Genomic DNA, 25,547 nt, shown 5'->3' on the forward strand with positions numbered 1-25,547 from the left:
CATGCCACTTTTTGAATTGAAATCACCACGGGACATGCTTGAAAAGGCGCGGAGAGAACATCAACGGTTATCCACGCAGTTCAATATTGACAATCTGTTTAATTTTTTTGTTACCGCGTATCATATTCAAGATTATATAAGAACGTCAGAAGCCGTTGCCGTTACTGTGTTAAATACATTCATGGAAGAGCCGGACATAAAAAGCTGTCGTGACCTTTGTGATCAAGGAAAGCATCTAAAACTAACCAGAAATAATCGCATAGACCCGAAGACTCGCATATTGCACGGTTGCGTAAATGGAGCGCCTATAAACACACTGCCAGTTAATGGCGGCCGAAAGTGGGTTGCATACATAGATGGTCGTGAGGTTGACGTAAAGCGGCTTGCCGAGCGTGTTTTAGAGAAATGGGAATTGTTCTTCTCTGGGAATGGGTTGTAGATTTTTCGTCGTTCATTCTGTTCTATGGCAATAATAAACCGGCAAAAATCTGAAACATTCTCAGGAGCAATGTTTTTTTATTATACCCATAATCTCAAAGCTTTGCGCCTCTCCTGTGGCGGGTAACGCATCAATTTCTCGGAGTATATCGTCAATTGGTACTTCTGCTTGTTTCATGTTGTTTATCTGTTGAAAAATCTGTTTTCTGCTTTCTAGGACCAGACTTATTGCACTGTATATCGCGGAATATTCTTTTTCTTTGTGAAAATCGCCCATCATCTTACGTCTCCTCTAGGTCAACCAAGCAGCTTTGTCAAACCTTTGGCTCTCAGATGAGAGTTTTTTAGCATCTACGGTGTTTTGTGTCCAGTAATGGTAGCTACCTGCATAGGGATCAAGCAGTATCACGTACCATGCCTCACCCCGGCCAGCCTGTCAGCAAGATTAACCCTCCCTTGCGCCCGGTATACGATCACAGCTTTCATTGGCCCTCCACGGTATCATCCATCCCAGGCAGCGTAAAGGTCTCGTCGCTGGGCGGGGTGTAGCTCCCGGGCCGAAAATAGCGCGTGGATGACTGTACCTGATAGTCACCGCGTTCCGGAGCTTTGGCGGGCTTCGCCGGAGCGCAATAGCGTACGGGCCGGTGACCTACGCTGACCACCTTGCCCTTGTGCTCCAGTGTGGTGATAGCCAGACGCACCAGGGCGACGGCCGCACCGGACTTGTCGGCGATCTCTTGGGCGGTTATCGGCTCAGTGGTAAGCAGACCCTCAATAGTGGCCTGCATGGCCGTTGTTGATTCAATCATGGGTAAGCAGCATCCGACCGGCATCAATCCCCAGCCAATGCCCGAGCCTTGCCGAAAGGTGGCAATATCCGCGCCTCTTCACACCTTTCCTTTACCAGTTGGCTCGCCTGAAACGTCACCACCCGGCGCGCACTGATCTCGACTGGTTCCTTGGTCTTCGGGTTCCGCCCGGGCCGCGCCCGCTTCTCGTGCAGGGTGAAGTTCCCGAAGCCGGACAGCTTCACGTTTTCCCCGGCGGCCAGAGTTGCGCGGAGGGTGTCGAATACCGCATTGGCTACCGCCGCGCAATCTTTGGCGGTCAGGCCCACGGTGTCCAATAGATGCCGGGTCAAATCCTGTTTCGTGACGGTCATATCAGACGGCCAGACGATGAACGGCAACAGCGACATCATGAGGAAGTGCTATGGGGAGGAAGAGGGACACAGGGAACAGGTAATCCTCACCAGATTCATCAATGACGCGAATCATACCCAACTTTTGCGCTTCCGGATCTGGCATCCCCTCATAAACCTTGCGGGGTTCAAGGGAGACTTCATAATCGACATTGGAGACGCAGAGCCAGAATGCCGGATCATTTGTCATGGATGGGGTGCTTGATCTTGTATTCAACTTTTCCGACGCCGTGTGCTTCATACCAATGAACCTCCGCGTAGATAATTTCGCCACCAGGGAGCCGCACGTGAGCGAGCCCCTTTTTCTTTTTCCAGCGGCCGTCACCGTGGACGCGTCTGAGTCTAGGCAACTCACGAATGCGGGAACCCTCTGCAATCGTCTCGATGTTGGTAACTTCCCCGACGATATCCTCTGACTTCATCGGTTACTCCATCCTCTTCGCCAGATCCCCCGCCCGCAAGTGAGTATATCGTTTCAACATCTGCAATGTCTTGTGGCCGGTGATGGTGATGCACGGCAACTGCTGGGGTAAGGTCTCCCTACGCAAAAAACGTACCGAAGGTTTTTATTTGACTAAAATTTCAAGCTCGCTTTCGTCAAAGACAGTCTGTTCCATTTTTGAGCCATCGATACATGAGCATTTCACGCGCTTGATGTTAATGGACGAGCGGAAATTTCCCCGAAGTCCTATTGTCCCCAACCCTATATACTGGACGACAGCCATTTCCTTGCTACCAGATTTCAACTTAACACGGTCGCCTGCTTGGAACTTCATCGTGAACACCTCCTAACTTATGTGCTTTGCCAAGTCGTCAGTCTTCATATGAAGTGTATCGCTTCAACATCTGCAACGTCTTGTTGCCCGTTGATAGCCGCTACCTGCCGTGAAATTCAAACGCCACCACGTCTCGCCCCGGCCAACCGGTCCGCCAGCCGAGCAGTGCGCAAATGCGTATACCGCGCCAGCATCTGCAGGCTCTTGTGCCCGGTAATGGCCTTGATCTCCATGATATCCAGATCGGTATTCTCAAAAAACCGGCTGGTGGCTTCATGGCGGAGATCATGCAGGTGCAGGGCGTCCGCACTCCAGCCGCCGGGAATACCCGCAGCCGACCGGGCACGGCCCCAGGCGCTGTCTATGCCGTCCGCGGTCCATCCAAAGACGGATCCGGATAGGTTGCGGGGAAGCGTGGAAAGCGCCTCAAGAGCGGCAGGGGAGAGTGGCACCGTGCGCGCCTCGCCGTTCTTCGTCTTCGGCAGATAGATGGACCTGGCGCGGAGATCCACGTTCTCCCAGGTCATTGCCGCCATCTCTTCCCGGCGCATAGCGGTCTCCACGGCCAGCAGGATCAGGCAGGACAAGCGCATATCCGCAGCGCCCAGCAGTGCCCCTCCTTCACCGGGTAGCAGGCGGCGATCCCTGCCTTTAGGTAGCGATGGTTTTCGCACCCGCTCAGTGGGTATCCCCAAGGGTAGGGCAATCCCCCAATCCATGCTTGCCGCCTTGTACACCCGCTGAATCCACCCAAGGTCATGCTTCACCGTTTGCGGGGATGTGCCGGCGGCAAGCCGCTTGTCTCGATACGCGGACAAGAGCGCCGGAGTAATGGCAGCGAGTGAGTACTTGCCGAACTCGCGCGCGACCGCCAGAAGGTTGTTAGTGGCGTTGCGCTGGGACTTCATGCGGGGGACTTCACGCTCTATATACTGATCGACGGCCTCCGCGAAGAGCATGCGTTCTGATTCATCGCGCGATACGAAGACCCCCCGGTCCATCTCGCCTTCGACCATGCGGCCCCAGGTATCGGCTTCCGCCTTGGTGTTGAACGTCTTCGACTGGTCAGGCCATCCATGCCGTCTGACCATGGCTTGCCACTGTTTATTACCCCGACTTCTGATCGTCGCCATTTCTGCTTCCTTTGGCAGTCTGTCACAATGGCAGTGTGACAGAATTGTGACAAAAAATACAAATAGCCGATCATGAATTTTGTAAGTAACTGATTTTATGGTGCCCCGAGCGCGAATCGAACGCGCGACCTACCGCTTAGGAGGCGGTTGCTCTATCCACTGAGCTACCGAGGCTGCGGCTCATTCTAGCAAAAGGCAATACCGTGCGGCGAGTACCTTTCGGGTGGTCAGGTAAGGGCAAAGAAATAAGCCCCGTAACACAGGCCATTGAAAAGAAAATGATAGGGCCGCAGGGTAACGCCGCGGCGCACCAGAAGATAAGAGTATCCCCCGGCCAGCAGCGTGAGCCCCGCGCCCAGCAAAACCGGAGGGGAGGGTGACCATGGGGTCAGCATCACCCCGATAGCGGGCAGCAGGCTCCCTTGAAAGACCAACGCCCCGGTGATGTTGCCAAACGCCAGCGTATCCTTGCGGCGGCGAACCCATAGGATGCTGTTGATCTTCTCCGGCAACTCCGTCGCGATGGGCACCACCAATAAAGACAGGATCAGCGCAGAAATACCGAGCCAGTGCGAGAGTCCCTCAATCCCGTCGACGAAGAGGTTGGCGCCAAAGACGATCATGCCAAGTCCTATGGCAAGCTGGATCAAGATGACCTGCATCTTCGTGGGTAGGCCCGTCTTGCTCAAGTACAAGGCGTGCCCTGCTTCGGTGCCGTGCCCCTCGGCGACCAGCGCCGCCGAGGCACGCAGGGTCACCATCACATACAGAAAATACAATGTAACCAGCATCAGGGCGATGCCGATACGCGCCAAAGTGATGTGGTGAGGCACGAAAAGAGCAATGGTCGAGAGGCCGAAGGCAATCAAAAACCAGCCAAGATCGCGACGCAGGCCGGTAGGTTCCGGATTTAATGCTCCGTGCCAGCCGCGCTGTGGCGATACAAACAGCGCCATCATGAACAACGTCAGCGTGGACAGCATCATCGGAGCGCCCAGAATGGCGCCGACACCCACTTCTTCTCCCAAGTGCGCTGGTTGCCCGCTGGTCGCGGCAAAAACCGCAACGACAGGTACCATGGTCTCGGGAAGCGCCGTGCCCACCGCCGCGAAAATGGAACCGGTAACCCCCTCGGAAATACCCAGACGGTCGCCCAGGTGCTCCAGTGCGTTGGTAAAAGCCTCTGCGCCGGCGAGAATGATGAGGAGTGCGGCGACCAGCAGGAGAATATTCATGGGCCCATTATGCCACAGAGCCTGCACGCCGCAACGCGCCGCGGAATGGGTTGCGCAGCGGATTACGGGTATACTTGCAGGATCCATTCAGCTGGGCAGTAGGAGATGTACGATGCAGAAGCTCTGCAGCTTTTTTGACCGGGACATTTACCATGTGGAGGGCGGGCAGGGTAGCCCTGCCGTCTATTTCGTGGCCGATAGGGATGCCGGTGGTATTCTCGTCAACGCCCCGCGCTTCCGTCCGGAGCTGCAAGCTGGACTGAATGCCATCGCCCCCTTGCGGGTGCTTTTTTTGCCCAGTCGTTTCGGGGCGCAAGATCTAGCGCAGTGGCAGACGGCGGGCTGCCGGCTGGTGGCCCAGCCAGCGGAGAGTAAGGCGCTGGGCGTGTCGGTCGACGTGCCGCTGGACAGCAAACTGCGCCTGACCCGCACCATCGATTTTCTTCCCATGTCTGGACGGACAACCGGGAGCTGTGCCATGCGCCTGCGTAACAAGCCGGGGGCCATATTCTTTGGCCCGATACTGGAGAGCGAAACGGCGTCGCAATGGCCGAGCCTGATACCACATGCCGACGATGCCTCCTGGGAGATGCGCATCTTCGGCAGCCTCGGCTTGCGGGATATCCGCTACGCCTATGCCTTTACGGACACGTACACGGCGGGTCATACTCCCATCGGGCCAGATGCCGACGCGGCTATTCAGATGCAGCTGCAGGCGGTGTTGGACGCAGACTGATTTTGAAGCCTCTTTCGGAGGGCGCCAAGAAAACGCTGCAAGCTGTCCATAATGAGCGTATAGTCTGGACGCTGAATTCTCTTCGTTGTCCAGGTGTATGCATGTCTCAAGAAACCGATCTCCGCTTTATTGATTTTGCCCTCGCTGAACCGATCCAAAAGGCGGTTACAGAGATCGGCTATGAACAGCCATCCCCCATTCAGGCGCAGAGCATTCCGCCTCTGCTCGAGGGGCGGGACGTTATCGGCCTGGCGCAGACCGGTACCGGCAAGACTGCCGCCTTTGCGCTGCCGTTGCTGAGTCGTGTTGACCTCAGCTTGCGCGCGCCGCAGTTGCTGGTACTCGCGCCGACTCGTGAGCTCGCCATACAGGTAGCGGAGGCCATGCAAAGTTATGCCAAGTTCCTCCCCGGATTTCATGTGCTGCCCATCTATGGTGGGCAGGCCATGACCTTGCAGCTCAAGCAGTTGCAGCGGGGTGTGCAGGTCGTGGTGGGTACGCCCGGACGCATTCAGGATCATCTGCGCCGCAAAACCTTGCGTCTGGATCAGTTGCAGGCCGTGGTGCTGGATGAAGCCGATGAGATGCTGCGCATGGGCTTTATCGACGCAGTGGAGGATATCCTCAAACACACGCCCGAAGACCGACAGGTGGCGCTGTTTTCTGCAACCATGCCCGACGCCATCCGCCGCATCGCCAAAACCTATTTACGCAATCCCTTGGAAATCCGGATTAAATCAGCGACGACCACGGTGGCTGCCATTCGTCAGCGCTACTGGCAGGTCAGCGGCACCCACAAGCTGGATGCCCTTACCCGTATTTTGGAAGTAGAGGACAGTAACGCCTGGCTGGTTTTTGTGCGTACCAAAACGGCGACAGTGGAGTTGGCGGAGCGCCTGGAAGCACGCGGTTATGCCTGTGGCGCGCTTAACGGCGATCTCAGTCAGGCCATGCGCGAGCAGACCATTGAGCGACTGAAAGCCGGGACACTGGATATAGTCGTTGCGACCGATGTGGCGGCCCGCGGTTTGGATGTCGAGCGGATCAGCCATGTGATCAACTATGACATTCCTAATGATACCGAAGCCTATGTCCACCGTATCGGGCGCACGGGACGTGCCGGACGTACCGGAGATGCGATTCTTTTTGTTGCACCACGCGAACGTCACCTGCTGCACGCCATCGAGCGCGCGACGGGGCAGACGATCACCGCGATGCATCTGCCCAGCATCGAAGATGTCGCCGACAGGCGGATGAGGCAGTTCAAGGATCAGTTGACGGAGGTGCTGAATAGCCAGGATCTGGCCGTCTTTGAAACCCTTATTGCGGATTATCAGCGGGAAAGCGATGTGGGGTTGGGAGAAATCGCTGCAGCGCTGGCATACATGGTACAGAAGGAACGGCCCCTGATTCCCGTTGAAGCGGAGGTGTCCAGGCCGATGCGTAGTGACTCCGCCGGTTCGGGCGCTGGCCGCCCTCCTTCCTCCCGTCGCCGCGCTGACGACGAGCGGGGCGCACGGCCACCGCGAGGTGCTGCTGCACCGGGGAGGGGCGATGATGTGCCCATGCGTTGTTTCCGGCTGGATGTGGGCGAAAGCCACGGTGCGCAGGTCAAGAATATTGTTGGTGCGATCGCCAATGAAGCTGGGATACCCAGCCGCAATATTCGCAAGGTACAGATCCATGAGGAGCACACTACGGTCGAACTTCCTGCGGATATACAGCCGTCCGTGCTGCAGCATCTGCAAAAGGTGTGGGTAGCCGGACGGCCGTTGCAGATCTCCTCGACGGATGCCGGTGCGTCTGCAGGGCGGGCGTCAGCCCGAACACGCCCGGCTAGTAGCCATGAAGAGTCGCGGGTGCCGCGCAAGATACTCTCCGCCAGAACGGAAAAAGGCGAGTACAAAACCAAGGAGCATGGCGCTGGAGCCACGAAGCGGAAGAAACCCGCGCGATAGACGCACAAAAGAAAACCGGAATCGCGATCGCCAAACCGGTAAAGCTATTTTTCCCCGCAGGGGGGACGGGTGGCTCAGCGCCACCCGTTAGGCTGAATTAAGCCCGGCGGACCTTCTCGGCCTGCAAACCCTTCGGGCCACGAGTCACTTCAAAATTGACGCGCTCGCCTTCGGCCAAGGTCTTGAACCCCGTACCTTCAATAGCGGAATGATGCACGAATACGTCTTCCTTGCCATCTTCCGGCGTAATGAACCCAAACCCCTTGCTGTCATTGAACCACTTCACTGTACCAACCGCCATTTTACACCCCAGATTAATCAAAGATGGCCCAACTGGCCATTTCCAAGGATAGCATATACACAGTACGACGCAAGGTTAAATATTCGGGTACTAAATATCTGGAGCGGATGGCGAGCATTCACGTGATCAGTAGGGGGTCCACATCCAGCGTCCAGCGGACATGCCTAGCGGAGCTGAGTCCGCCGAGTTGTGGAAGCCAGAGATTAAGTGCCTTCTGCATTTGCGTACGGTTTGGCGCCTGTATCCACAGTTCTGCGCGTTCAAAACCGGCACGACGTTCCATGAGCGACGGTAGCGGACCGCTGATTTCCACCAGAGCGGGCGGTACGCACTGGCAGGCGGCACTCAGGAAGGTGTCTACGCGGTGTCTCTGGTGCGCCTCGGCACGCAGTAGGGTGAGAGCGGCAAAGGGCGGCAATCCTGCCGCCTGTCGTTCATTCAGGAGCGCCTCGGCGGGAGGGCGGTAGTCGCCCCGGGAGAGGCTCTGCAATAAAGGATGTTCTGGCAGATGAGTCTGTAATAGGACCTGTCCGGGTCGCTCTTCACGGCCGGCGCGGCCTGCGACCTGCACAACGGTCTGTAGCAGTCGTTCCGGTGCGCGAAAGTCGGCACTGAACAGGCCTTGGTCCGTATTGATAATGCCCACCAGGGTGACCGCCGGGAAATGATGCCCCTTGGCCAGCATCTGAGTACCCACGAGTATGGCAGCACGATTCTGGCGGATGTCGGCGACCGCCGTAGCGAGGGCATCGCGGTCGTGCAACGCATCGCGGTCGATGCGCCAGATGGGGGTTTGTGGGAATCGCTGGCGAAGCACTTCCTCCAGTTGCTCAGTGCCTTGTCCGGCGGTAATCAGTGCCGTACTGTGACATGCAGGGCAGGCTTGCGGCCAGCGCGACTCGTGTCCGCAATGGTGGCAGCGGAGACGTTCCTGCCGGCGGTGCCAGGTCATGGGCGCACTGCAACGGGGGCATTGGACCACATGGCCACAATCGTGGCAGAGCACTGCCGGGGCGTAGCCGCGACGGTTCAGGAACAGCAATACCTGATTGCCGGCTTCCAGGGTTTCCTTACATGCCGTCAACAGGGTGGTGGAAATGCCACCCTGCAGGTTTTCGCGGCGCAGTGGCACGATAGTCATCACCGGTAAATCGGCCGAAGTAGCGCGTTGCCGCAGTTGCAGGTGTCGATAGCGCCCCTTTTGTGCATTGCATAGGCTTTCCAGAGAAGGCGTGGCGGAGCCCAGGACGATCGGAATGTTTTCCAGCCTCGCGCGTTGAATCGCGAGATCCCGTGCCGAATAATGCCAGCCGTTTTGCTGTTTGAAAGAGGGGTCATGCTCTTCATCGACGACAATCATGGCAAGACGGGGCAGGGGCACGAATACTGCCGAGCGGGTGCCAATGATCACCTGTACCTGGCCCGCCGCGGCCGCTGCCCAGATGCGCAGACGCTCTCCGTCGCTTTGAGCAGAGTGCAGAGCGGCCACATGACGCGCGCCAAAACGCATCTGGCAGCGTTCCACGAGTTGGGGGGTGAGGCCGATCTCCGGGACCAGGACGAGGATCTGTGCCCCGGACTCCAGATGAGGCCGGATTGCTTCCAGATATACTTCTGTTTTACCGCTGCCGGTCACGCCCTCCAATAACCAGGCGTTAAAGCCCCTGGCCATGCGCAACTGGGTCACGGCGCTGGCCTGTTCTGCATTCAGGCAGTGTGGAGAGGGTGTCGCCTGCGTCGGCGGGGCGTCTTCCATCACGGCTTCTATCCAGCCGCGGCGGACGGCCTGTCGCAGGGTGGCGCGCAACTCTTTGGGGATGACTGTTGTGGGCACAACCCTGTTGGTGATGAGTTGCTCCCGGAGCGCCTGTTGCAACTTGCCGGGCTGGCGTGGCACCGTCTGTGCTTCGTTGATGCTGAGGCGGTAGCCCTGGGGAGCCGGTTCGGGCAGTGGCCGCCCCTGGCGCAGCAGGGTCGGCAGCGCGGTGGCCCAAGCATCGCCGATCGGGTGATGGTAGTATGCCGCCCCGAATTGTATCAGTTGCTGCAGGGCAGGGGGTAAAACAGGGTGCGTATCCAGGACCTCGCCGATGGGCTTGAGCGTTACATCGGGTGGGCAACTGGCATACCCGAGAACGATGCCAACCCGACGGCCTTTGCCGAAAGGCACCCGTACCCGCATGCCCGGCTGCAGACGACCCTCCGGCGGCGGGGCATAGGAAAAGATGCGGCGAAGTGGCACCATCACGGCGATCTGAATGCAGGTGTTTTCGGCATTCATGAAGTTGCCCACAAGTTCTGTGGATAAGTCTGTGTATGAGTATCCTGAAAAGTCCCAGACCCCCTGTCCTTCAAGGCATTAGAGTATGCGCCTAAAAAAGGTGCAAATAAAAAACGTATATAAAACAATGTGTTGTTAATTAACATCAGAGATCTGGCGGGAGGCATCCGGCTTGCTTCGGTGTATGAGTAAACTGTGTATAAGTTTGTCAATAGTTGTTTCAAGATGCTTCGGTGGCATGTGGGCAACATCGGAATGGCCGGTTTTCATGCCGCTCCGGGCAGAACGGTGGATACCCCGCCCGGCGCGAGGCCCGCGACAATCCCCCAAAAGAGTAGCAGTCCAATCCAGTTATTGTGCAGAAAGGCGCGGAAAGCCTGATCCCGGTCGCCGCCGAGCAGCGTCTGCTCATAGGCCGCGAGAACAGCAGCACCCGCCAGGGCGATCCAGTAAGGCCAGTGCATAGCCTGGGCGACCCCTATCCCGATAAAGAGGGTCAGCATGACCGCCTGCAGGGCGGCAATGGTGTGACGGTCGAAGCGTCCAAAAAGAATGGCCGTCGACTTGATCCCCGCTTGGATGTCGTCGGGACGGTCCGCCATGGCGTAGGCCGTGTCATAGGCTACGACCCAGCAGGCATTGGCCAGCATCAGCCACCAGGCGAGCGGGGGCACCTGGTTGAGGGTCGCGGCAAAGGCCATGGGTATGCCAAAGGAAAAAGCGATGCCCAGATAGGCTTGCGGGAGATGAGTGAAGCGCTTGAACAAGGGGTAGGTAATGGTGATGAGCACTGCGCCCGCGGATAACCCGATGGTCAGCCAGTTGAGGAAGGGCAGGAGGGTGGCAGCCAGCAGGCACAGGACGACAAATAAACGCAGTGCCTCTTGCGGAGTGATCAGGCCTGCCGCCAGGGGGCGCTGGCAGGTACGGGCTACCTGTCGGTCGAAATCACGGTCAAAGTAATCGTTGATCACGCAACCTGCCGAGCGTGTCAGCCAGGTGCCGACAGTGAAAATCAGGAAGAGGCGGAGTGAGGGTGTGCCCTTTGCCGCAAGCCAGAGTCCCCAGTAAGTCGGCCAGAGCAGGAGCAGAGTGCCGATGGGACGATCCACGCGCATCAGGCCTGCATAAGCGCGCAGGCGCTGGCGGAGCGACGAGGGTGCTTGCATCAGCGTCGTCCCCGTCCCGCCCAGCATGGCAGGTCCGGCAGAAAATGCTCTTCTACCAGCACGCCTGCGCTGCCGCGCCGCAATACGGAGCGCCGCTGCCAGCGTCGCTGGCCGAACCGTGGCCGGCTCTCGGCCTGAATCGGGGAGCGCCGCAACCGGCGGTGGCGGAATAAGGTGTTGCCGATGGGGCGCGTGCCATGGCGGGTCAGGGGTAACAGACCGTGGCGCAGTCCTCGCAAAGGAATGGTGGTGCGCGCCCAGAGTGCCGGATATGCCGGGTCACCACCGTGCAGGAGCACCTCGCGCCAGAAAATCCGTTCGCCGCGACGCATGCACAAAATGCTGCGCTCGATCGGCGAAGGGCTCGCGCGTCCGCTATCCAGCAGCAGCGCCCGCACGATCTGCGATTTTCCATAAGCCCGTTGCAGAGCGGCGGTGAGGGAGGCAGGTAAGGTGAGCCAAGGCCAGATTGCGCGGGGAGCATGGCGCAGGGCAGGGGGGTCGCCGACCATCATCGTGGCGTGCGGCAGTGATCCCCTGCGCAACACGGGTACGGCATGTTGCGCCTCTTGGTCACGCAGCATTACACCACCTTTCCTTTATCACCCGTCACGCTCGAATCCATCCTTCTGTGGGGAGTGGTAAATGAAGGTGTCTACCCGTGCCGGTGGCACGTTGCGCCAGACCACGGCGACGCGACTGCGGCGAAACTCGGCTGGTAGTCCCTGGCAGGAGGTACGGAAATGGTATGTAAACTGGATGAAGACCGTGCCGGGCCGGCTGATCCCGGGAAGTTGCTGGAAGATACGCTCGACTACCGTTTTGGGAATGCTACGCAGCGGCAGGCTGGATACCACGGCGCGAACCGGCCCGCGATGCGCCACAAGGTGCTGAATGTGGGCGGCATCCCCCTCGATGACCTCTATTTCCGGATAACGCTGACGCAAGTGGCGGACCATGGTCGGCGCCTGCTCGACAAGGACCAGATCTTCCGGCGGAATACCGCTTTCCAGCAGGGCTTTGGTCACTGGCCCCATGCCCGGCCCCAATTCTACCACCAGGCCGGACCCCTGCGGCACCATGGTGGCCATCCGCCGGGCGAGGAAGGGTGAACTGGGCAGCACCGCCCCAATAGCATGGGGGTCGCGTAAAAACTCGCGGGTAAAGTGCCAAGCCTGGGACATCGGCCCGGAAAATCGGGACATGGGCTTTCTCCACCAGTGGAGGCAAAACGCGGGCTAGCGCGTCGCCGAATGAACGGCGCGTATTGTAGCATGGCGCTACGGATGGCGTCATGCCGAACCGCTTTTGCGTTATACTGGCGCAGTGGGAAGTTGGTTTCCCGGTTACATTGAGGATGGATATGAACAAGCGATGGCTCCTGCTCGGCATGATGATACTGTCCCCGCTCTGGCTCAGCGCCTGCAGCACGGAGAGCGGGCCGCTGGCGGCCGTTTATACAGGCCAGAGCATCCACTATTATCCGAGACCGTTTCAGCCTACTCTCACCGCCGCCACCCGAGTGTTGGGGCAGATGCATTGCGTCATCCTGGGGACCGGAAGTGCAGGCGGTCCCTCCCGGGGCAGCGTCATCCACGCGCGTGCCGGGCACACACTGGTGGACGTAACGGTCACGCCCAAAGGGCCGCGGGTTACTGCGGTGACTACCCGTTTCGGACTGCTGGGCAGTGTTCAGGATGATCGGCGCTTTCACTTTCTGCTGAAATCGGCGCTGGGCCTGGGGTGAGGGGTGGCCCAGGGCTGCCCCTTGTCAATCCTGCGGGGTGGCCCTATCATCATTTATAGGCCCTCGCTCCTTCCGGGAATGCATTGCAGAACCTGTATATCAAGACTTACGGCTGTCAGATGAATGAGTATGACTCCGAGCGCATGGCGGATACGCTTGCGGTTAGTCATGGCTTGCGTCTGGTGGACGATCCGGTGCTTGCCGATGTGCTCCTGCTCAACACCTGTTCCATCCGTGAAAAAGCCGAAGACAAGGTCTTTACCCAACTCGGCTTCTGGCGCCCTCTCAAGGAAAGGCGCCCGGAGGTGGTGATCGGTGTAGGGGGTTGCGTGGCCAGCCAGGAGGGAGAGCGACTGAGGCGGCGCGCCCCTTACGTGGACCTGGTGTTCGGACCGCAGACGCTGCACCGGTTGCCGGATTTGCTGGATGCCTGTCTGGCCGAGCGCCGTCCGCAGGTGGATATCGCCTTTCCGATGCTGGAAAAATTTGATCATCTGCCGCAACGACCGGGCCGCGACGGCGCGACTGCCTTTGTCACCATCCAGGAAGGATGCGACAAATTCTGTACCTTCTGTGTGGTGCCCCATACCCGAGGGCGGGAATACAGCCGCAGCATGCCTGACATCCTGCGTGAAGCGCGTACGCTGGTGGAGCAGGGGGTGCGCGAGATCACCCTGCTGGGGCAGAATGTCAATGCCTACCGGGGCGCGACAGGACTGGTGGGCGAGGGCGGCCTGGCCGATCTGCTGGAACGCCTGGCGCGGATTCCCGGTTTGCTGCGCCTGCGTTACACCACGTCCCATCCCGCCAACCTCGACGACGAATTGATCGCTGCGCATGGCAGTATCGGTATTCTCGCGCCGCATTTACACCTGCCGGTACAGAGCGGATCGGATCGCATCTTGCGGCGGATGCATCGCAAGCATACGGTCGGGCAGTATCTGGACAAGATTGACCGTCTGCGTGCCGCCCGTCCGGGTATCCAGATTTCTTCGGATTTCATCGTCGGATTTCCTGGTGAAACCGATGCAGATTTTGCCGCGACCATGGAATTGATCGATGCGGTGCGCTTCGACCAGTCATTTTCCTTCAAATACAGCCAGCGCCCCAACACCCCGGCACTGAAACTGAAGGACAGCGTGCCAGAGGCGGTCAAGGAAGATCGCCTAGCGGTGTTGCAGGGACGTATCAATGGCTTGGCGCATGGCTACGCACAAGCTCTGGTGGGCACGCAGCAGGCGGTCCTGATAACGGGGCCGTCGCGCCGCGATGCGCAGGAACTGACGGGGAAAACCGCCTGCAATCGCGCAGTCAATTTGGCGGGATCCATGGATTGGGTTGGACAAATGCTGGATGTCGAAATTACGGCGGCGTTGCCTAACAGTCTGCGTGGGCGCGCGGCGCATGTGGCGCCGACGAGCCAGCGCCTTGCCGTATAGTCCCATGGAGCCTCCGGGTAAGACGCCGAGTATCAGCCACAGCGATTTCACCGCTGAACACGCCAGCGCCGCCATGCTGTCCGAACTCTCCGGCGAACTGGACAGTCACATCAAGCAGATCGAATCCCGTCTCGGGGTGGTGATACTCCCCCGCGGGACGCGCTTCCATATCACCGGTCCGGCTGCTTCGGTGCAGGCGGCGCAGGATGTACTCTCCCACTTGTATGCCCAGGTGCGCCAGGGTCGTTCCCTGTCCGGTCATTGGGTGCACCACAGCATCCAGAATGTACAACTGGAGGCGGAAACCGGCGCTGCGGCGGTGGAGTCTGCGGGCGTACAGACCCTGAAGGGGGTGATCCGCGGTCGCGGGCAACGGCAGCGCCATTATCTGGAGTCCATCCGCCATAATGACCTTACCTTCGGTATCGGCCCCGCCGGTACCGGCAAGACCTATCTGGCCGTTGCGGCGGCGGTGGAGCAGATGGACAGCAATCAGGTGCGACGTCTGGTGTTGGTCCGGCCTGCCGTGGAAGCGGGGGAGCGTCTGGGTTTTCTGCCCGGGTCCCTGAGTGAGAAGGTCGACCCTTACCTCCGCCCGCTTTATGATGCGCTTCACGAAATGCTGGGTTATGAGAAAGTCGCCAAGCTGATGGAGCGGCAGGTAATCGAAGTGGCGCCTCTTGCCTACATGCGCGGGCGCACTCTCAACGATGCCTTCATCATTTTGGATGAGGCGCAGAACACCACCCCGGAACAGATGAAAATGTTCCTGACCAGGATGGGTTTTGGTGCCAAAGTCGTGGTGACCGGCGACGTGACCCAGGTGGATCTGCCCCGCGGACAGCTTTCCGGGTTGGTACAGGCCATGGATGTGCTGGGGAATATGCCGGGGATCGATATGGTGTTTTTTGAAAGTGCCGATGTGGTGCGTCACCCGCTGGTGGCACGGATCGTGGAAGCCTACGATCGATTCGGAGAGAAGCCGTGAGCCGCCTATATCTGCGCATGGCCGTGGATGATGTGGTCGCGGCCATGCCGCTGCCGCCCCGTGGTGAGGCGCGCCGGTCGATTCTGCAGGCGCTCTCCGCCCCTTCAGCGCGGGTATCCGCAGATGACCGGATACGCGAGTTGTCCCTGACATTTGTAGGGGACGCGGAAATGGCGGCCTTGAACGAGGGGTACCGGCACAAGGCCGTGCCGACCAACTGCCTGTCCTTTCCGCAGGATGCGCTGCCGGTGTTATTCCGCCGAGACCTGCTGGGGGATATCGTCATTGCCCCGGCGGTGGTTGGGCGCGAAGCTGCGGCACAGGGTAAGAGTCTGCGCGACCACTATCGTCATTTGCTTATTCACAGCACCCTCCACCTCCTCGGCTACGACCATGAACTGGCCGCCGACGCGCAGGAGATGGAGGCGCTGGAAACCAGGTTGCTGGCTGAAATGGGTGTGGCCGACCCTTACCTGAACCAAATGCATGAGTGAAGATCGCAGTAGCCAGGAACGGCCGCGGGGCTGGTGGGAACGTTTTACTCAGTCTTTGCGTGGCAATGTGGAGGACCAGGATGCCCTCTTGGATCTGATCCGTGAGGCGGGCGAGCGGCAGATCATCGACGCCGAAGCGGCACGGATGGTGGATGGCATCTTCCGCATGGGCGAACTCACGGTGCGGGATGTGATGATCCCCCGTGCGCAGATGGAGGTGATCGAACTGGACATGCAGCTGGCCGAGATTGTCGCCCGGGTGTCGGAGGTGGGGCACTCGCGCTTTCCGGTGGTGGGGCATGACCGTGATGATGTGCGCGGCATTCTCCTGGCCAAGGACCTTTTACGAGGATGTCGTGAAAATGTGCCAGCGCTGCGGCTGACTGATCTGCTTCGCCCGGCGACCTTCATTCCCGAGAGCAAGCACCTGGATCATCTGCTCTACGAGTTCCGTACGGGCCGACATCACATGGCCGTGGTCGTGGATGAATATGGTGGCGTTGCCGGTCTGATCACTATCGAGGACGTGCTGGAAATCATCGTCGGTGAAATCGAGGATGAATACGATATTGACGAAGACGTGATGATTGCACCGCGCGAAGATGGTGACTTTCTGGTGAATGCCCTGATTCCTCTGGAAGAGTTTAATGCACACTTTATGACACACCTGGAGGATGGACACGCCGACACGCTGGGTGGATGGGTGGCGGCAGTTCTGGGGCATGTACCGCGCACGGGCGAAGTCGTGGAGGAGGGGGATTTACGGCTGGAAGTACTGCGGGCGGATCGTAAACGAGTGCAGATTTTGCGGGTCACGCCGCCGCGCGGCGCCCCCCTTCCGGCAACTACGTCTCAGGGTACTACATGAAGGTGGTACGTTGAAAAAACCGTCCTTTCCTCTGCGGCTTCTGGCCGCATTCATTTTGGGTGCAGCCTGGCCTTTGGCCTTTGCGCCCTTCGCCTGGTGGCCGCTGGCTATAGCCCTGCTTTTTGGCTTGTTCTGGCTGGCGACCACGGAGGAGCGCCCGCAGCGTCTGGCGGCTCTGGGCGCGGGTTTCGGTTTTGCTGCTTTTGCCGCGGGAACGAGCTGGATCGCCATTACCCTACATAATTTCGCCAACATGGATTGGGCACTGGCAGGCACGGCCGTCGCCTTGCTGGCGGCTTTTTGCGCCGTCTACACGGCGTTGGCCTTATGGCTGGCGGGCCGCTTTTTTGTCGGGAATGGCCGGTTGCTGGCCCTGCCGGTGTTGTGGATTTTAGTGGAATGGGCGCGGGCACGTCTCTTTACGGGCTTCCCCTGGCTGGCGACGGGATATACCCAGACCCACTCCTTCCTCGGTGGCTTTGCGCCCTGGCTGGGGCAATACGGAGTGGGGCTGGCGACGGCCGGGGTGGCGGCCCTTCTGGTCTATATGCTGCAACGGCGGCAGTCCCGCCCGGTGCTGTTGGGCGGCGTCGTATCGCTCCTGGTGATTTCCGGGGTAGCCATGGCGGCAGCGTCCGTGTCCTTCACCCATCCTATAGGCAAGCCGCTGCGGGTAAGTCTGCTGCAGGGTAATATCGCCATCACGGAGAAGTGGAATGCTGCCAAAGTCAGTGCCATCTTGCATCATTACGTAAGCATGATTTTGCAGACGCCGCCCGATACCCGGCTGGTCGTCCTACCGGAGACTGCCTTCCCTCTTTTCCAGACCGAAATACCAAGCCTGATCGAACAGTTGCAGAAATGGTCAGCGACGCACCACAAAATCCTGCTCATCGGTATCCCCGAAAACGTCGGCCGTAAATATTACAACGCGGCCATGGAAATTGACGGGAACGCACCGCTGCGCTGGTATCGGAAAGAGCATCTGGTGCCCTTCGGAGAATATATTCCGATGCCCGTTTTACTCGGGCCTCTGGTACATCATTTTTTGCCGGGGCTGGGCAGCTTCTCTTTTGGGGATGGGCCTTACGCCCTGCCCGTAGACGGGCAGAAAACCGGTATGACCATCTGTTACGAAGAGTCCTTCTCCCGGGACGTGCGCAAGGGTGTCAGGGAGGGGGCCACCGTTCTTTTGAATATCAGTGATTATGCATGGTACGGGCACAGCATCGCGGCCGCGCAAAGCCTGCAAATGGCGGCCATGCAGTCCCGGCAGGAGCAGAAACCCGATGTTCGCGCGACCAATACGGGCATCACCGCCCTGATCTCGCCCCATGGGCGGGTAATTTCGCAATTGCCCCAGTTTGTGGAAGGCACCCTGAATGGGGCCATCCAGCCGATGACAGGAGAAACACCCTTCGGGCGCTGGGGCAGTCTCCCCTATCTGCTATTGAGTTCAGTCCTTCTGCTGCTGGCCCTTGTCCTCAGTCGCCGGCAATCATCATCTCCTCAATGAGGATGGAGGGGCAGCCGGTGTTGCCGTGAACGAGCAGGTCATTGCCCACCGCGCGCACGCCCTGGAACATGCCCTGCAAGGTCCCGGCGATGGTGATCTCTTCGACGGGATACTGGATCTCCCCATGCTCCACCCAGAAGCCGGCAGCGCCCCGGGAGTAATCACCGGTCACCATGTTGATGCCGAAGCCGATGAGCTCGGTAACCAGCAGGCCGCGCCCCATCTGGTGGAGCAGTTCACCGAGAGATGCCTTGCCCGGCTGCAAGGTGAGGTTGTGGGCACCGCCCGCGTTGCCCGTGGTCTTCATGTTTAATTTGCGGGCACTGTAACTGTCGAGGATGTAGCCTTCCAGTACGCCTCCGGAGACGATGTCGCGGTTGTGGGTGGCGACCCCTTCGCCGTCGAAACTACAGCTACCCAACCCACGGCGCCGTAAGGGTTCTTCATAAACGCGGACGTGTTCCGGGAAGAGTTGCTTACCAAGGCTGTCCACCAGAAAGGAACTTTTGCGATACAGGCTGCCGCCGCTGATGGCGCTGGCGAGGTGGCCGATAAGGCTGGACGCGACCTGGTTTTCAAAGAGCACCGGGGCCTTGGTGGTGACTACCTTGCGGGCGTCCAGGCGGCGCAGAGCGCGCTGCGCGGCGGTCCTGCCGATGGTTTCCGGAGTCGCCAGCGCATCGGCGGCACGGGCCACGTCATACCAGTAGTCCCGTTGCATGCCGCCGTTGCGGTCTTCCGCAATCACCGAGCAGGACAGGCTGTGTCGCGATGCGCGGCTGCTGCCCATGAAACCCAGGCTGTTGCCATAGACCGACGTGCCCTCGCTGGTGCCGAGGCTGCCGCCTTCGGAGTTGTGAATGCGCGGGTCGCTGTCACGGGCGGCCGCTTCGCAACGACGCGCCAGATCAGCGGCGCTGTCTGCATCTATGGACCAGGGATGATAGAGGTCCAGATCCGGGAAGGTTTTGGCGAAAAGTTCGGGATCGGCAAGCCCGGCAAACGGGTCTGCCGCCGTATGCCGGGCAATGGTGAGCGCCGCTGAAACGGTTTCTGACAAGGCCTTGCGGGAAAAGTCCGAGGTCGAGGCGCTGCCTTTGGACTGACCGAGATAGACCGTGACTCCCAGCCCCTTATCCTGGTGGTATTCGATGGATTCCACTTCCCCGAGGCGCACGGTTACCGACAAGCCCTTGCCGGTGCTGGCGGAAGCCTCCGCCGCACTGGCGCCCTGTTCGCGGGCGAGGTGAAGCATGTCATCAACGAGTTGGGTCAGGACGCTGGTATCCAGCGTCGAATGGGGGGCTTGGCTCATGGGGGGCTTTTCCAAAAGTGATGAAACAATGCGGTCATCTTACCTCCAAGCTTCGGGGCAGGGGAAGCTTGGAGGTGGGAACACGGTGCCGCCGGGAAGCAGGTACCGGCTCCATCCCGGAATCACACGTCGAACCAGAAGATTGACATTGAATCCCTATTTCCATACTGTGCAACACAGTTGCATGAAAAGTTGTGCGGCCCTCTGCCGCAGGCTTTGGCAGCCGTTTCCGAGGATTTGAAAAATGACCGACCTGGGCTTTCGGAATGCATGTGTCCATCCGCTGTCTGCCTTGCTGACGCTGATCGCCCTGTGCGCTGGGCTGGGCATGGGGCAGGTGGCTGCCGCAGCGACCATTCATGCGGTCGGGGTGGAAAATCAATATGCCAATGTAATCAGCCAGATCGGCGGTGAATATGTATCGGTCACTGCGATCCAGAGCAACCCCGGCACAGATCCGCACGCCTTCGAAGCCAGTCCTGCGGTGGCCCGGGAGCTTGCCGCGGCGCAGCTCGTGGTGCGGAACGGGGTCGGCTATGACGGTTGGGTCCGGAAAATTTTGCGGGCAAACCAGAACGTACAGCGCCGGGTGATTGTCGTCCAGGATCTGCTTCATCTGCCGGAAAACACCCCAAACCCCCATCTCTGGTACAAGCCGGAAACCATGCCTGCGGTGGCGCAGGCTGTGGCGGCAAGCCTGACCGAGCTGGATCCGGCCCACGCCGCTACCTTCGCGGCCAATGTGCGCAGGTTCGATGCCTCTCTGAAACCGTGGTACCAGGCCATCGCGAGCTTCAAGACCCGCTTTGGCGGCACGCCGGTGGCAGTGACGGAGCCCGTCGCCGATTATTTGCTGGAAGCCGCTGGTTGCGACATCAAAACGCCGTGGAAACTGCAGGCCGCCATCATGAACGGTACGGACCCGGCACCGCAGGACGTGAGCGCCCAGAACCAGCTCCTGCAGCGGCATCAGGTCAGAGTCTTTGTGTATAACCAGCAGGTGACAAATTCACTGACGGCTTCTTTCCTGAGTCGGGCGCAGGCGGCGAAGATCCCCGTGGTTGGTGTCTATGAAACCATGCCGGCGGGTTACCGCTATCAGTCTTGGATGCTGGCGGAGGTAAATGCGCTGCGTAATGCGGTGGAGCATGGCACTTCGACGACCGTGCTGAAGTAATCCGGCATGGGAAATGTCTGATCCGATACTGGCAGTCACCCATCTCTCCGTGGACCTGGGCGGCCGCAGCATTTTGCGGGATGTCAGTTTTGACCTCTATCCGGGGCAGCTCTGTGCTCTGATCGGTGAGAATGGTGCGGGCAAAACGACCCTTTTGCGCAGTCTGTTAGGTCTGACGCCGACCCGTGCGGGGCAGGCCTTGATGGATGGCGCGCCCGCTGGTCAGCGCCGTGCTCTGGTCGGCTATGTGCCTCAGAAAATCGCTTTTGATGCGGATATCCCCCTGCGGACCAGAGATCTGGTGCAGTTGGGGCTGGATGGCCAGCGCCTGGGTCTGCCGCTGTTTTCCGGTCGTAAAAAAGCCTTGGTAGATCATGCGTTGCATGCGGTAGGGGCAGATGCCTTTGCGGATCAGCGGGTTGGAGAGCTCTCCGGTGGCCAGCAACAGCGGGCGGTTATCGCCCATGCCTTGGTGCGTCAGCCGCGTCTGCTCATTCTCGATGAGCCTTTGGCTAATCTGGATTTCGGCAGCGCCAACGCGCTGGTGGCGTTGCTTGGCAGATTGACGCGTAGCCGACAGATTGCTGTACTGGTGACTGCTCATGATATGAACCCACTCTTACCTGTCATGGACCGCCTGGTCTATCTGGTGGGTGGACGGGCCGCCACTGGCAGTGTGGAGGAGGTGGTGCAGCCTGAGGTGTTGAGTAAACTCTATGGTTACCCGGTAACGGTATTGCGGCATGGGCGGCGGATACTCGTACTACCCGATGTCGCTGCTGAAGATGCCGAGGCGGGCACGGCAGCGTCTGTAGCGCATCCGGAAAAGGCGGATTAACGCCATGTGGAATTTTTGGATGCTTTTGGAAAACTCTGGTTTCTTCGCTAGCGGACCGGTGCGAACCGCCTTGATCGTAGGGACTTGTGCAGCGCTGGTCAGCGCGGTGATCGGTGTGTTTACCATATTGCGCGGCAACGCCTTTGCCGGACATGCCCTGGCCGACGTGAGCAGCGCCGGTGGGGCGGCGTCCTTCCTGCTGGGCATCAATCCCTTGCTGGGTTTTCTAGGTATGGCCTGGATTGCCGCCTTCGGCATGGAGTTTCTTGGTGTACGCAAGGTGCGGGAGCGTGATCTTGCCACGGGTATCGTTCTGGGGGCGGGATTGGGGCTGTCGGCGCTCTTCCTCTATCTGGACGTGACGACCACCAGCACTACGGGCGCAGCGGTGTCGGTGATGTTTGGCTCCATGTTTGCGATTCCGCAGAGTCTTATCGGCCCTGCGTTGATGGCCTCCGCCGGGGTGTTCTTGCTGGTGGGTCTGCTCTACCGGCCGATGATGTTGACGGCGGTGGACCCTGATCTGGCGGCGGCGCGTGGTATTCCCCTGCGTTGGATTGGTTTGCTGCAACTGCTGGCCCTGGGACTGGCGGTAGCAGTCTGCGCCCTGGCCATTGGTGCAGTGCTGGCGACGGCTTTGCTCATTGGCCCGGCGGGTGCGGCGATTCGCTTGAGCCGGCGCCCGGCACAGGCGATATGCTGGGCCATTGCTATCGGTTTGACTGCGGTCTGGGGTGGCATCTGGATGGCCTATGAAAGTTACTACTGGTTTTCCGGTAATGCCTGGCCAGTGAGCTTTTTTGTCGTGGCGCTGGTGTTCCTGTTTTATCTGGCGGCGGTACTGGTGGCTAAAGTGGCGGGCTTGGCAGCGCGTCCGCAGCCGGTCAGTTGGCCGCACTGCGAGGTATAGGGCATGTTCTCCAGTTTCATGATCAATACCTGGATTGCCGCCACCGCCATTGCTTTTGTCGCGGCTTTCATCGGGTTTTTTGTGGTGGTACGGCGTTCGGCCTTTGCCGCCCATGCCTTGCCTTTGGGCGCTTTTCCGGGGGCGGCGGCGGCCAACCTGCTGGGGGTCGATCCGCTGATCGGGTTGCTGGTTTTCGTCGGCATGGGGGTTCTGCTCTTGCGCCAATTGGTGCGCATGGGCCGCCGCGATGTGGGTACGGGGCTGGTGCTGGTGCTGTTTCTGGGGGTGGGGGCGCTGTTGCTCAGTATGACCAATGCGTATGCACCGGCGGTGTTTTCCCTGCTCTTCGGTGAGGTGCTGGGGGTCAGCGACGCCGATTTGTGGCCCATACTGGGCATCTGCGCGCTGGTGGTTATGGGCATCGCTCTGTATTTTCGGCCGCTCTTGCTGGACTCGACTTTTCCCGATCTGGCGGCCTTGCAGGGGATTCGCGCCGCACGCATGGATCTGGTGTTCCTGACCCTGCTGGCCCTGGTGACTGCCATGGCCTTGCCGGTGGTGGGGGCCTTTCTGGTGTTCACCCTGCTGGTCGGACCGCCGGCCGCCGCCCAGGCGTTGAGCGGCAATCCCATGCGCGTGCTGGCGCTATCCGTGGTTTTTGCAGAGGGTTGCATCTGGAGTGCTATTGCGCTCTCTTACTGGACCAACTGGCCCATCGGTTTTTTTGTCGGGACCATTGGTGCGGGCTTGTTTACGGTGGCGCGTTCTTATCGGCACTGGAATCAGCGGCAGCGCAATTTCGCGGTGCTATAAATACTGGCCAGCACCTTCAAATACTGGCCAGCACCTTCAACGACCAGATTTGGGATTAATCGTTATCAGGAAGTTCCGGCCTTTCTACCAGGGGTTCTATCTCCGGGGGCCCAAACTCCGGGCGCTCGATTTCGGGATGATGGAATACCGGAGGGAGCACCGGCATCCGCGGTATGATGGGGAAATCAAAGTCCATGGGGTTGACGCTGAAGATGACGCGCTCCGCATCGACGACACCCGGTGCCTGGACCCTTCCCTCGACGGCGACCATGCTGCCTGCCCGCATGTCCGCGGCATCGCCGTTTTCATAAAGGGTGTGGGAACCCTCCACCAGAGATACCCCGTGGGTGGTCCAACCGTTATCGCCGCGAGCCAGGTAACCCACCAGGGACACCCGGTTGCCGACGTCCTGCGCCGCCAGTGCAGCGGGGGTCACGCTTTCCACGCGGGCCTGCCCATCGGTGTAGGTACCCCGGACCACCACGGACTGACCCACCCGGAGGGGCTGGAGCAGTGCCCCGTTGACCTTGAGTTTCGTTGCCCCGACTTCCAGGGTGTTCTGACTCGGATAAAGGGCGTCCACCTGGCCCCGCAGTAGCAACGGGACCCGGGCGGGCGCGGTATCCGCCGGATAGAGACGACGGATCGCCGTCGCCAGCCAATGGCCATTCCCCCGGTCCAGGCCGCTGATCGACACTACGTCACCGGCCTTCAAGGCCGTGAAGGACAGGGATTGATCCGAATCATGCACGGTGACGGGGGTCGTTTTGCCCGCCTGGATGGTCTCGCCGAGAATGGTGAGTTGTCGCTTGGCCGCATCGACTTCGGTCACCCTGCCGATCACGGCATGCTCCACCCGTACGTCCTGGGCGATCGCCCGCCCGTCGGCGGCGGCCTGGACCGTGACGCGGTCCCCGAGATGCAGGTCTTTTGCCGTACCGGCAGCGCCGTCGACGCTATAACGGGTCTGGGGGCTCAGGGCATATTCCTGACCGTTGACGTAGATGCTGCCGAAGCGCTGGATCACCCCCAGGGCCGTGATGCCCGTCCCGCCGATGCCCCCGGGCTGGATGCCCGTGCCGCCGATGCCACCGGGATGGATACCGGTGCCCCCGATGCCCCCGGGATGGATACCCGTGCCGCCGATGCCATCCGGGGTGGCGCCCGATCCACCAACACCACCAGCCGGGTCGGGAAGGGCCCATGCCCCCGGCAGAGCTACCAGGCCCAGGACCAGGACCCACCAGCGTAGGGCTTTAGGCATGTGGCTCGTCCTCCGCGGCCGGTTCCTCTGTCGATTCCGCCGCGGCGTCTTCTTCATAGTAATAGACCCCCAGGCGCAGCCGCCGCTGCGGCCCTTCGGGTGACTCGGCTGTATTCAGCCGCTGATGGGCCTCGCGCAACAAGCGCTCGCCCATCCGGTAGAGTTCCGGTCGCGCCTCCTCCAGCACCGCCGCCGGCAGCGCATCGAAATACAGCGCCCGCTCCAGAAAGGGCTTCCCTCCTTCCAGGTTGTGTACCGCGCTGCGCAGGTGATCGCCGACGTTCTCCCCCAAAAAAGCGACTTGGTCTTCGGGTAGATCGGAAATATACGCAGCGCGCAGCAGGTGCACCACGCCGTCCTGCTCCTGGGCCACCCCCACTCGGCCCAATTCATCCAAAATAGCCCGTGGGCGCATGTCGGCCTTGACCTTGCGCGCCAGACCCTCAAAGCTCGGGGGCGCCTCGCTGCGTAGGGGCAGCGACTTGGGTTGCCCGGAAGGGTCTGCATAATCCGCCATCGACACCCAGGCCGCCACCACCTGCGCCGCAATGTTGGCCCCATGCCGCAACATCGGCCGGTCCCCGTGCTCTTCCAGCAGAAGCCGCAGCCGCTTGACCTCCTTGCGGTGGATCCCGGTCAGCAGGCTGACCCGGCTGTCCGTCAGCGGCCGCCCGGCGGTCTCCCCATAGTGCTTGCTCGCCTCCGCCACATACACCATTTTGAGCGTGTCCGTCAGCGCCCCATAGGTCCACCCCTGTCCGATCAGATACCGGACCAATGGGCGCAGGATCGCCAACACCGCCGTTTTCAATACTCCATTCATGGCCTGCCCGGGCTCGCCTTACTCAGTTTTCGTATCAATTGTAGCATGTCGTGAAATATGGACCCACCACTTACCCTACTCCCGACGCACGCGCAACACCCGTCCGTTAGCCAAAACGGAACAC

The 25,547-nt window shown here is 60.0% G+C and carries 29 protein-coding genes and 1 tRNA gene; 13 read left to right on the forward strand and 17 right to left on the reverse strand.

Annotated elements, in window-relative coordinates:
- Window position 1: 1 nt before the first annotated feature.
- Window positions 2–439, forward strand: a complete 438-nt coding sequence (locus tag F6A13_RS03690; protein WP_151528098.1) for a hypothetical protein — start codon at window positions 2–4, stop codon at window positions 437–439.
- 60 nt (window positions 440–499) lie between these two features.
- Here the strand turns inward: F6A13_RS03690 and F6A13_RS03695 are convergent, their stop codons facing one another.
- The 9 genes from F6A13_RS03695 to F6A13_RS03735 form a co-directional block, all read right to left on the reverse strand.
- Window positions 500–718, reverse strand: coding sequence for a hypothetical protein (locus F6A13_RS03695; RefSeq protein ID WP_151528099.1), 219 nt, complete (start codon window positions 716–718; stop codon window positions 500–502).
- Window positions 719–920: 202 nt separating this feature from the next.
- Window positions 921–1,250, reverse strand: a complete 330-nt coding sequence (locus F6A13_RS03700) for a hypothetical protein (protein ID WP_151528100.1) — start codon at window positions 1,248–1,250, stop codon at window positions 921–923.
- Window positions 1,251–1,273: 23 nt separating this feature from the next.
- Complete coding sequence (locus tag F6A13_RS03705) at window positions 1,274–1,603, reverse strand: integration host factor subunit alpha (RefSeq protein ID WP_151528101.1); 330 nt, start codon at window positions 1,601–1,603, stop codon at window positions 1,274–1,276.
- A 1-nt stretch (window position 1,604) separates the two neighbouring features.
- Complete coding sequence (locus F6A13_RS03710; protein ID WP_151528102.1) at window positions 1,605–1,832, reverse strand: hypothetical protein; 228 nt, start codon at window positions 1,830–1,832, stop codon at window positions 1,605–1,607.
- Window positions 1,822–2,064 carry a hypothetical protein gene (locus tag F6A13_RS03715; RefSeq protein ID WP_151528103.1) on the reverse strand — a complete coding sequence of 81 codons (243 nt, stop codon included), beginning with the start codon at window positions 2,062–2,064 and terminating at the stop codon, window positions 1,822–1,824. The genes F6A13_RS03710 and F6A13_RS03715 overlap by 11 nt, the downstream gene beginning before the upstream one ends.
- Before the next feature lie 144 nt (window positions 2,065–2,208).
- On the reverse strand, window positions 2,209–2,418 hold the full coding sequence (locus tag F6A13_RS03720) for a DUF2158 domain-containing protein (RefSeq protein ID WP_151528104.1): 210 nt from the start codon (window positions 2,416–2,418) through the stop codon (window positions 2,209–2,211).
- A gap of 116 nt (window positions 2,419–2,534) precedes the next feature.
- A complete protein-coding gene (locus F6A13_RS03725; protein WP_151528105.1) occupies window positions 2,535–3,551 on the reverse strand; it encodes a tyrosine-type recombinase/integrase in 1,017 nt (338 codons plus the stop codon).
- Window positions 3,552–3,649: 98 nt separating this feature from the next.
- A tRNA-Arg gene (locus tag F6A13_RS03730) sits at window positions 3,650–3,725 on the reverse strand.
- A 53-nt stretch (window positions 3,726–3,778) separates the two neighbouring features.
- Entirely contained in the window at window positions 3,779–4,786 is a 1,008-nt protein-coding gene (locus F6A13_RS03735; protein WP_113527166.1) for a sodium:calcium antiporter, read from the reverse strand.
- 112 nt (window positions 4,787–4,898) lie between these two features.
- Here F6A13_RS03735 and F6A13_RS03740 point away from each other — a divergent pair, with 112 nt between their 5' ends.
- Together F6A13_RS03740 and F6A13_RS03745 are read left to right on the forward strand one after the other, a co-directional pair.
- On the forward strand, window positions 4,899–5,522 hold the full coding sequence (locus F6A13_RS03740) for a hypothetical protein (protein WP_113527167.1): 624 nt from the start codon (window positions 4,899–4,901) through the stop codon (window positions 5,520–5,522).
- Between the two features lie 101 nt (window positions 5,523–5,623).
- Window positions 5,624–7,480, forward strand: a complete 1,857-nt coding sequence (locus F6A13_RS03745) for a DEAD/DEAH box helicase (RefSeq protein ID WP_126604990.1) — start codon at window positions 5,624–5,626, stop codon at window positions 7,478–7,480.
- A 97-nt stretch (window positions 7,481–7,577) separates the two neighbouring features.
- Here the strand turns inward: F6A13_RS03745 and F6A13_RS03750 are convergent, their stop codons facing one another.
- The 5 genes from F6A13_RS03750 to F6A13_RS03770 form a co-directional block, all read right to left on the reverse strand.
- Complete coding sequence (locus F6A13_RS03750; RefSeq protein WP_009564993.1) at window positions 7,578–7,781, reverse strand: cold-shock protein; 204 nt, start codon at window positions 7,779–7,781, stop codon at window positions 7,578–7,580.
- Between the two features lie 118 nt (window positions 7,782–7,899).
- A complete protein-coding gene (locus F6A13_RS03755; protein ID WP_126604991.1) occupies window positions 7,900–10,062 on the reverse strand; it encodes a primosomal protein N' in 2,163 nt (720 codons plus the stop codon).
- Between the two features lie 266 nt (window positions 10,063–10,328).
- On the reverse strand, window positions 10,329–11,231 hold the full coding sequence (gene ubiA / locus F6A13_RS03760; protein ID WP_113527209.1) for a 4-hydroxybenzoate octaprenyltransferase: 903 nt from the start codon (window positions 11,229–11,231) through the stop codon (window positions 10,329–10,331).
- A complete protein-coding gene (locus F6A13_RS03765) occupies window positions 11,231–11,815 on the reverse strand; it encodes a chorismate--pyruvate lyase family protein (protein ID WP_113527169.1) in 585 nt (194 codons plus the stop codon). The genes ubiA and F6A13_RS03765 overlap by 1 nt, the downstream gene beginning before the upstream one ends.
- An 18-nt stretch (window positions 11,816–11,833) precedes the next feature.
- Entirely contained in the window at window positions 11,834–12,436 is a 603-nt protein-coding gene (locus F6A13_RS03770) for a class I SAM-dependent methyltransferase (RefSeq protein WP_113527170.1), read from the reverse strand.
- A 158-nt stretch (window positions 12,437–12,594) separates the two neighbouring features.
- On the opposite strand from F6A13_RS03770, the gene F6A13_RS03775 reads away from it, so the two are divergent.
- The 6 genes from F6A13_RS03775 to lnt all read left to right on the forward strand — a co-directional run bounded on the left by F6A13_RS03775 (window position 12,595) and on the right by lnt (window position 18,283).
- Window positions 12,595–12,978 (forward strand): hypothetical protein, encoded by a 384-nt coding sequence (locus F6A13_RS03775; protein ID WP_113527171.1) that lies wholly within the window; start codon window positions 12,595–12,597, stop codon window positions 12,976–12,978.
- Between the two features lie 83 nt (window positions 12,979–13,061).
- Window positions 13,062–14,417 (forward strand): tRNA (N6-isopentenyl adenosine(37)-C2)-methylthiotransferase MiaB, encoded by a 1,356-nt coding sequence (gene miaB, locus F6A13_RS03780; protein ID WP_126604993.1) that lies wholly within the window; start codon window positions 13,062–13,064, stop codon window positions 14,415–14,417.
- The gene (locus F6A13_RS03785) at window positions 14,383–15,405 is read left to right on the forward strand and encodes a PhoH family protein (RefSeq protein WP_225981941.1); all 1,023 of its coding nucleotides are present in this window, start codon (window positions 14,383–14,385) and stop codon (window positions 15,403–15,405) included. Before miaB ends, F6A13_RS03785 begins: the two co-directional genes overlap by 35 nt.
- A complete protein-coding gene (ybeY, locus tag F6A13_RS03790; RefSeq protein WP_225981942.1) occupies window positions 15,402–15,899 on the forward strand; it encodes an rRNA maturation RNase YbeY in 498 nt (165 codons plus the stop codon). Before F6A13_RS03785 ends, ybeY begins: the two co-directional genes overlap by 4 nt.
- Entirely contained in the window at window positions 15,892–16,767 is an 876-nt protein-coding gene (locus tag F6A13_RS03795) for an HlyC/CorC family transporter (RefSeq protein WP_126604995.1), read from the forward strand. The genes ybeY and F6A13_RS03795 overlap by 8 nt, the downstream gene beginning before the upstream one ends.
- Before the next feature lie 10 nt (window positions 16,768–16,777).
- A complete protein-coding gene (gene lnt, locus F6A13_RS03800; protein ID WP_113527175.1) occupies window positions 16,778–18,283 on the forward strand; it encodes an apolipoprotein N-acyltransferase in 1,506 nt (501 codons plus the stop codon).
- Here lnt and pmbA read toward each other — a convergent pair.
- Window positions 18,252–19,598 carry a metalloprotease PmbA gene (pmbA, locus tag F6A13_RS03805; protein ID WP_113527176.1) on the reverse strand — a complete coding sequence of 449 codons (1,347 nt, stop codon included), beginning with the start codon at window positions 19,596–19,598 and terminating at the stop codon, window positions 18,252–18,254. The genes lnt and pmbA overlap by 32 nt on opposite strands.
- A 244-nt stretch (window positions 19,599–19,842) precedes the next feature.
- On the opposite strand from pmbA, the gene F6A13_RS03810 reads away from it, so the two are divergent.
- From F6A13_RS03810 to F6A13_RS03825, 4 genes are read left to right on the forward strand one after another with little or no spacing between them, the layout of a single operon-like run.
- Entirely contained in the window at window positions 19,843–20,775 is a 933-nt protein-coding gene (locus tag F6A13_RS03810) for a metal ABC transporter solute-binding protein, Zn/Mn family (RefSeq protein WP_113527177.1), read from the forward strand.
- A 13-nt stretch (window positions 20,776–20,788) separates the two neighbouring features.
- Window positions 20,789–21,613, forward strand: coding sequence for a metal ABC transporter ATP-binding protein (locus tag F6A13_RS03815; protein ID WP_126604996.1), 825 nt, complete (start codon window positions 20,789–20,791; stop codon window positions 21,611–21,613).
- Window positions 21,614–21,617: 4 nt separating this feature from the next.
- Window positions 21,618–22,523, forward strand: a complete 906-nt coding sequence (locus F6A13_RS03820; protein WP_113527179.1) for a metal ABC transporter permease — start codon at window positions 21,618–21,620, stop codon at window positions 22,521–22,523.
- 3 nt (window positions 22,524–22,526) lie between these two features.
- Window positions 22,527–23,336 carry a metal ABC transporter permease gene (locus F6A13_RS03825; RefSeq protein WP_113527180.1) on the forward strand — a complete coding sequence of 270 codons (810 nt, stop codon included), beginning with the start codon at window positions 22,527–22,529 and terminating at the stop codon, window positions 23,334–23,336.
- 55 nt (window positions 23,337–23,391) lie between these two features.
- Here the strand turns inward: F6A13_RS03825 and F6A13_RS03830 are convergent, their stop codons facing one another.
- A complete protein-coding gene (locus F6A13_RS03830) occupies window positions 23,392–24,600 on the reverse strand; it encodes a DUF5666 domain-containing protein (protein WP_113527181.1) in 1,209 nt (402 codons plus the stop codon).
- The gene (locus tag F6A13_RS03835; protein WP_113527182.1) at window positions 24,593–25,423 is read right to left on the reverse strand and encodes a DUF6502 family protein; all 831 of its coding nucleotides are present in this window, start codon (window positions 25,421–25,423) and stop codon (window positions 24,593–24,595) included. Before F6A13_RS03835 ends, F6A13_RS03830 begins: the two co-directional genes overlap by 8 nt.
- Between the last annotated feature and the right edge of the window lie 124 nt (window positions 25,424–25,547).

Origin of the sequence: Acidithiobacillus sp. 'AMD consortium' (genome assembly GCF_008926505.1) — a bacterium.
Classification (GTDB): domain Bacteria; phylum Pseudomonadota; class Gammaproteobacteria; order Acidithiobacillales; family Acidithiobacillaceae; genus Acidithiobacillus; species Acidithiobacillus ferridurans.

What these genes read in the sequence shown, in the direction of transcription:
- F6A13_RS03690 (WP_151528098.1), top strand. Translation starts at nt 2, where the DNA reads ATGCCACTTTTTGAATTGAAATCACCACGGGACATGCTTGAAAAGGCG.
- F6A13_RS03695 (WP_151528099.1), bottom strand. Translation starts at nt 718, where the DNA reads ATGATGGGCGATTTTCACAAAGAAAAAGAATATTCCGCGATATACAGT.
- F6A13_RS03700 (WP_151528100.1), bottom strand. Translation starts at nt 1,250, where the DNA reads ATGATTGAATCAACAACGGCCATGCAGGCCACTATTGAGGGTCTGCTT.
- F6A13_RS03705 (WP_151528101.1), bottom strand. Translation starts at nt 1,603, where the DNA reads ATGACCGTCACGAAACAGGATTTGACCCGGCATCTATTGGACACCGTG.
- F6A13_RS03710 (WP_151528102.1), bottom strand. Translation starts at nt 1,832, where the DNA reads ATGACAAATGATCCGGCATTCTGGCTCTGCGTCTCCAATGTCGATTAT.
- F6A13_RS03715 (WP_151528103.1), bottom strand. Translation starts at nt 2,064, where the DNA reads ATGAAGTCAGAGGATATCGTCGGGGAAGTTACCAACATCGAGACGATT.
- F6A13_RS03720 (WP_151528104.1), bottom strand. Translation starts at nt 2,418, where the DNA reads ATGAAGTTCCAAGCAGGCGACCGTGTTAAGTTGAAATCTGGTAGCAAG.
- F6A13_RS03725 (WP_151528105.1), bottom strand. Translation starts at nt 3,551, where the DNA reads ATGGCGACGATCAGAAGTCGGGGTAATAAACAGTGGCAAGCCATGGTC.
- F6A13_RS03735 (WP_113527166.1), bottom strand. Translation starts at nt 4,786, where the DNA reads ATGAATATTCTCCTGCTGGTCGCCGCACTCCTCATCATTCTCGCCGGC.
- F6A13_RS03740 (WP_113527167.1), top strand. Translation starts at nt 4,899, where the DNA reads ATGCAGAAGCTCTGCAGCTTTTTTGACCGGGACATTTACCATGTGGAG.
- F6A13_RS03745 (WP_126604990.1), top strand. Translation starts at nt 5,624, where the DNA reads ATGTCTCAAGAAACCGATCTCCGCTTTATTGATTTTGCCCTCGCTGAA.
- F6A13_RS03750 (WP_009564993.1), bottom strand. Translation starts at nt 7,781, where the DNA reads ATGGCGGTTGGTACAGTGAAGTGGTTCAATGACAGCAAGGGGTTTGGG.
- F6A13_RS03755 (WP_126604991.1), bottom strand. Translation starts at nt 10,062, where the DNA reads ATGAATGCCGAAAACACCTGCATTCAGATCGCCGTGATGGTGCCACTT.
- ubiA (WP_113527209.1), bottom strand. Translation starts at nt 11,231, where the DNA reads ATGCAAGCACCCTCGTCGCTCCGCCAGCGCCTGCGCGCTTATGCAGGC.
- F6A13_RS03765 (WP_113527169.1), bottom strand. Translation starts at nt 11,815, where the DNA reads ATGCTGCGTGACCAAGAGGCGCAACATGCCGTACCCGTGTTGCGCAGG.
- F6A13_RS03770 (WP_113527170.1), bottom strand. Translation starts at nt 12,436, where the DNA reads ATGTCCCGATTTTCCGGGCCGATGTCCCAGGCTTGGCACTTTACCCGC.
- F6A13_RS03775 (WP_113527171.1), top strand. Translation starts at nt 12,595, where the DNA reads ATGAACAAGCGATGGCTCCTGCTCGGCATGATGATACTGTCCCCGCTC.
- F6A13_RS03785 (WP_225981941.1), top strand. Translation starts at nt 14,383, where the DNA reads ATGTGGCGCCGACGAGCCAGCGCCTTGCCGTATAGTCCCATGGAGCCT.
- F6A13_RS03795 (WP_126604995.1), top strand. Translation starts at nt 15,892, where the DNA reads ATGAGTGAAGATCGCAGTAGCCAGGAACGGCCGCGGGGCTGGTGGGAA.
- pmbA (WP_113527176.1), bottom strand. Translation starts at nt 19,598, where the DNA reads ATGAGCCAAGCCCCCCATTCGACGCTGGATACCAGCGTCCTGACCCAA.
- F6A13_RS03810 (WP_113527177.1), top strand. Translation starts at nt 19,843, where the DNA reads ATGACCGACCTGGGCTTTCGGAATGCATGTGTCCATCCGCTGTCTGCC.
- F6A13_RS03815 (WP_126604996.1), top strand. Translation starts at nt 20,789, where the DNA reads ATGTCTGATCCGATACTGGCAGTCACCCATCTCTCCGTGGACCTGGGC.
- F6A13_RS03820 (WP_113527179.1), top strand. Translation starts at nt 21,618, where the DNA reads ATGTGGAATTTTTGGATGCTTTTGGAAAACTCTGGTTTCTTCGCTAGC.
- F6A13_RS03825 (WP_113527180.1), top strand. Translation starts at nt 22,527, where the DNA reads ATGTTCTCCAGTTTCATGATCAATACCTGGATTGCCGCCACCGCCATT.
- F6A13_RS03830 (WP_113527181.1), bottom strand. Translation starts at nt 24,600, where the DNA reads ATGCCTAAAGCCCTACGCTGGTGGGTCCTGGTCCTGGGCCTGGTAGCT.
- F6A13_RS03835 (WP_113527182.1), bottom strand. Translation starts at nt 25,423, where the DNA reads ATGAATGGAGTATTGAAAACGGCGGTGTTGGCGATCCTGCGCCCATTG.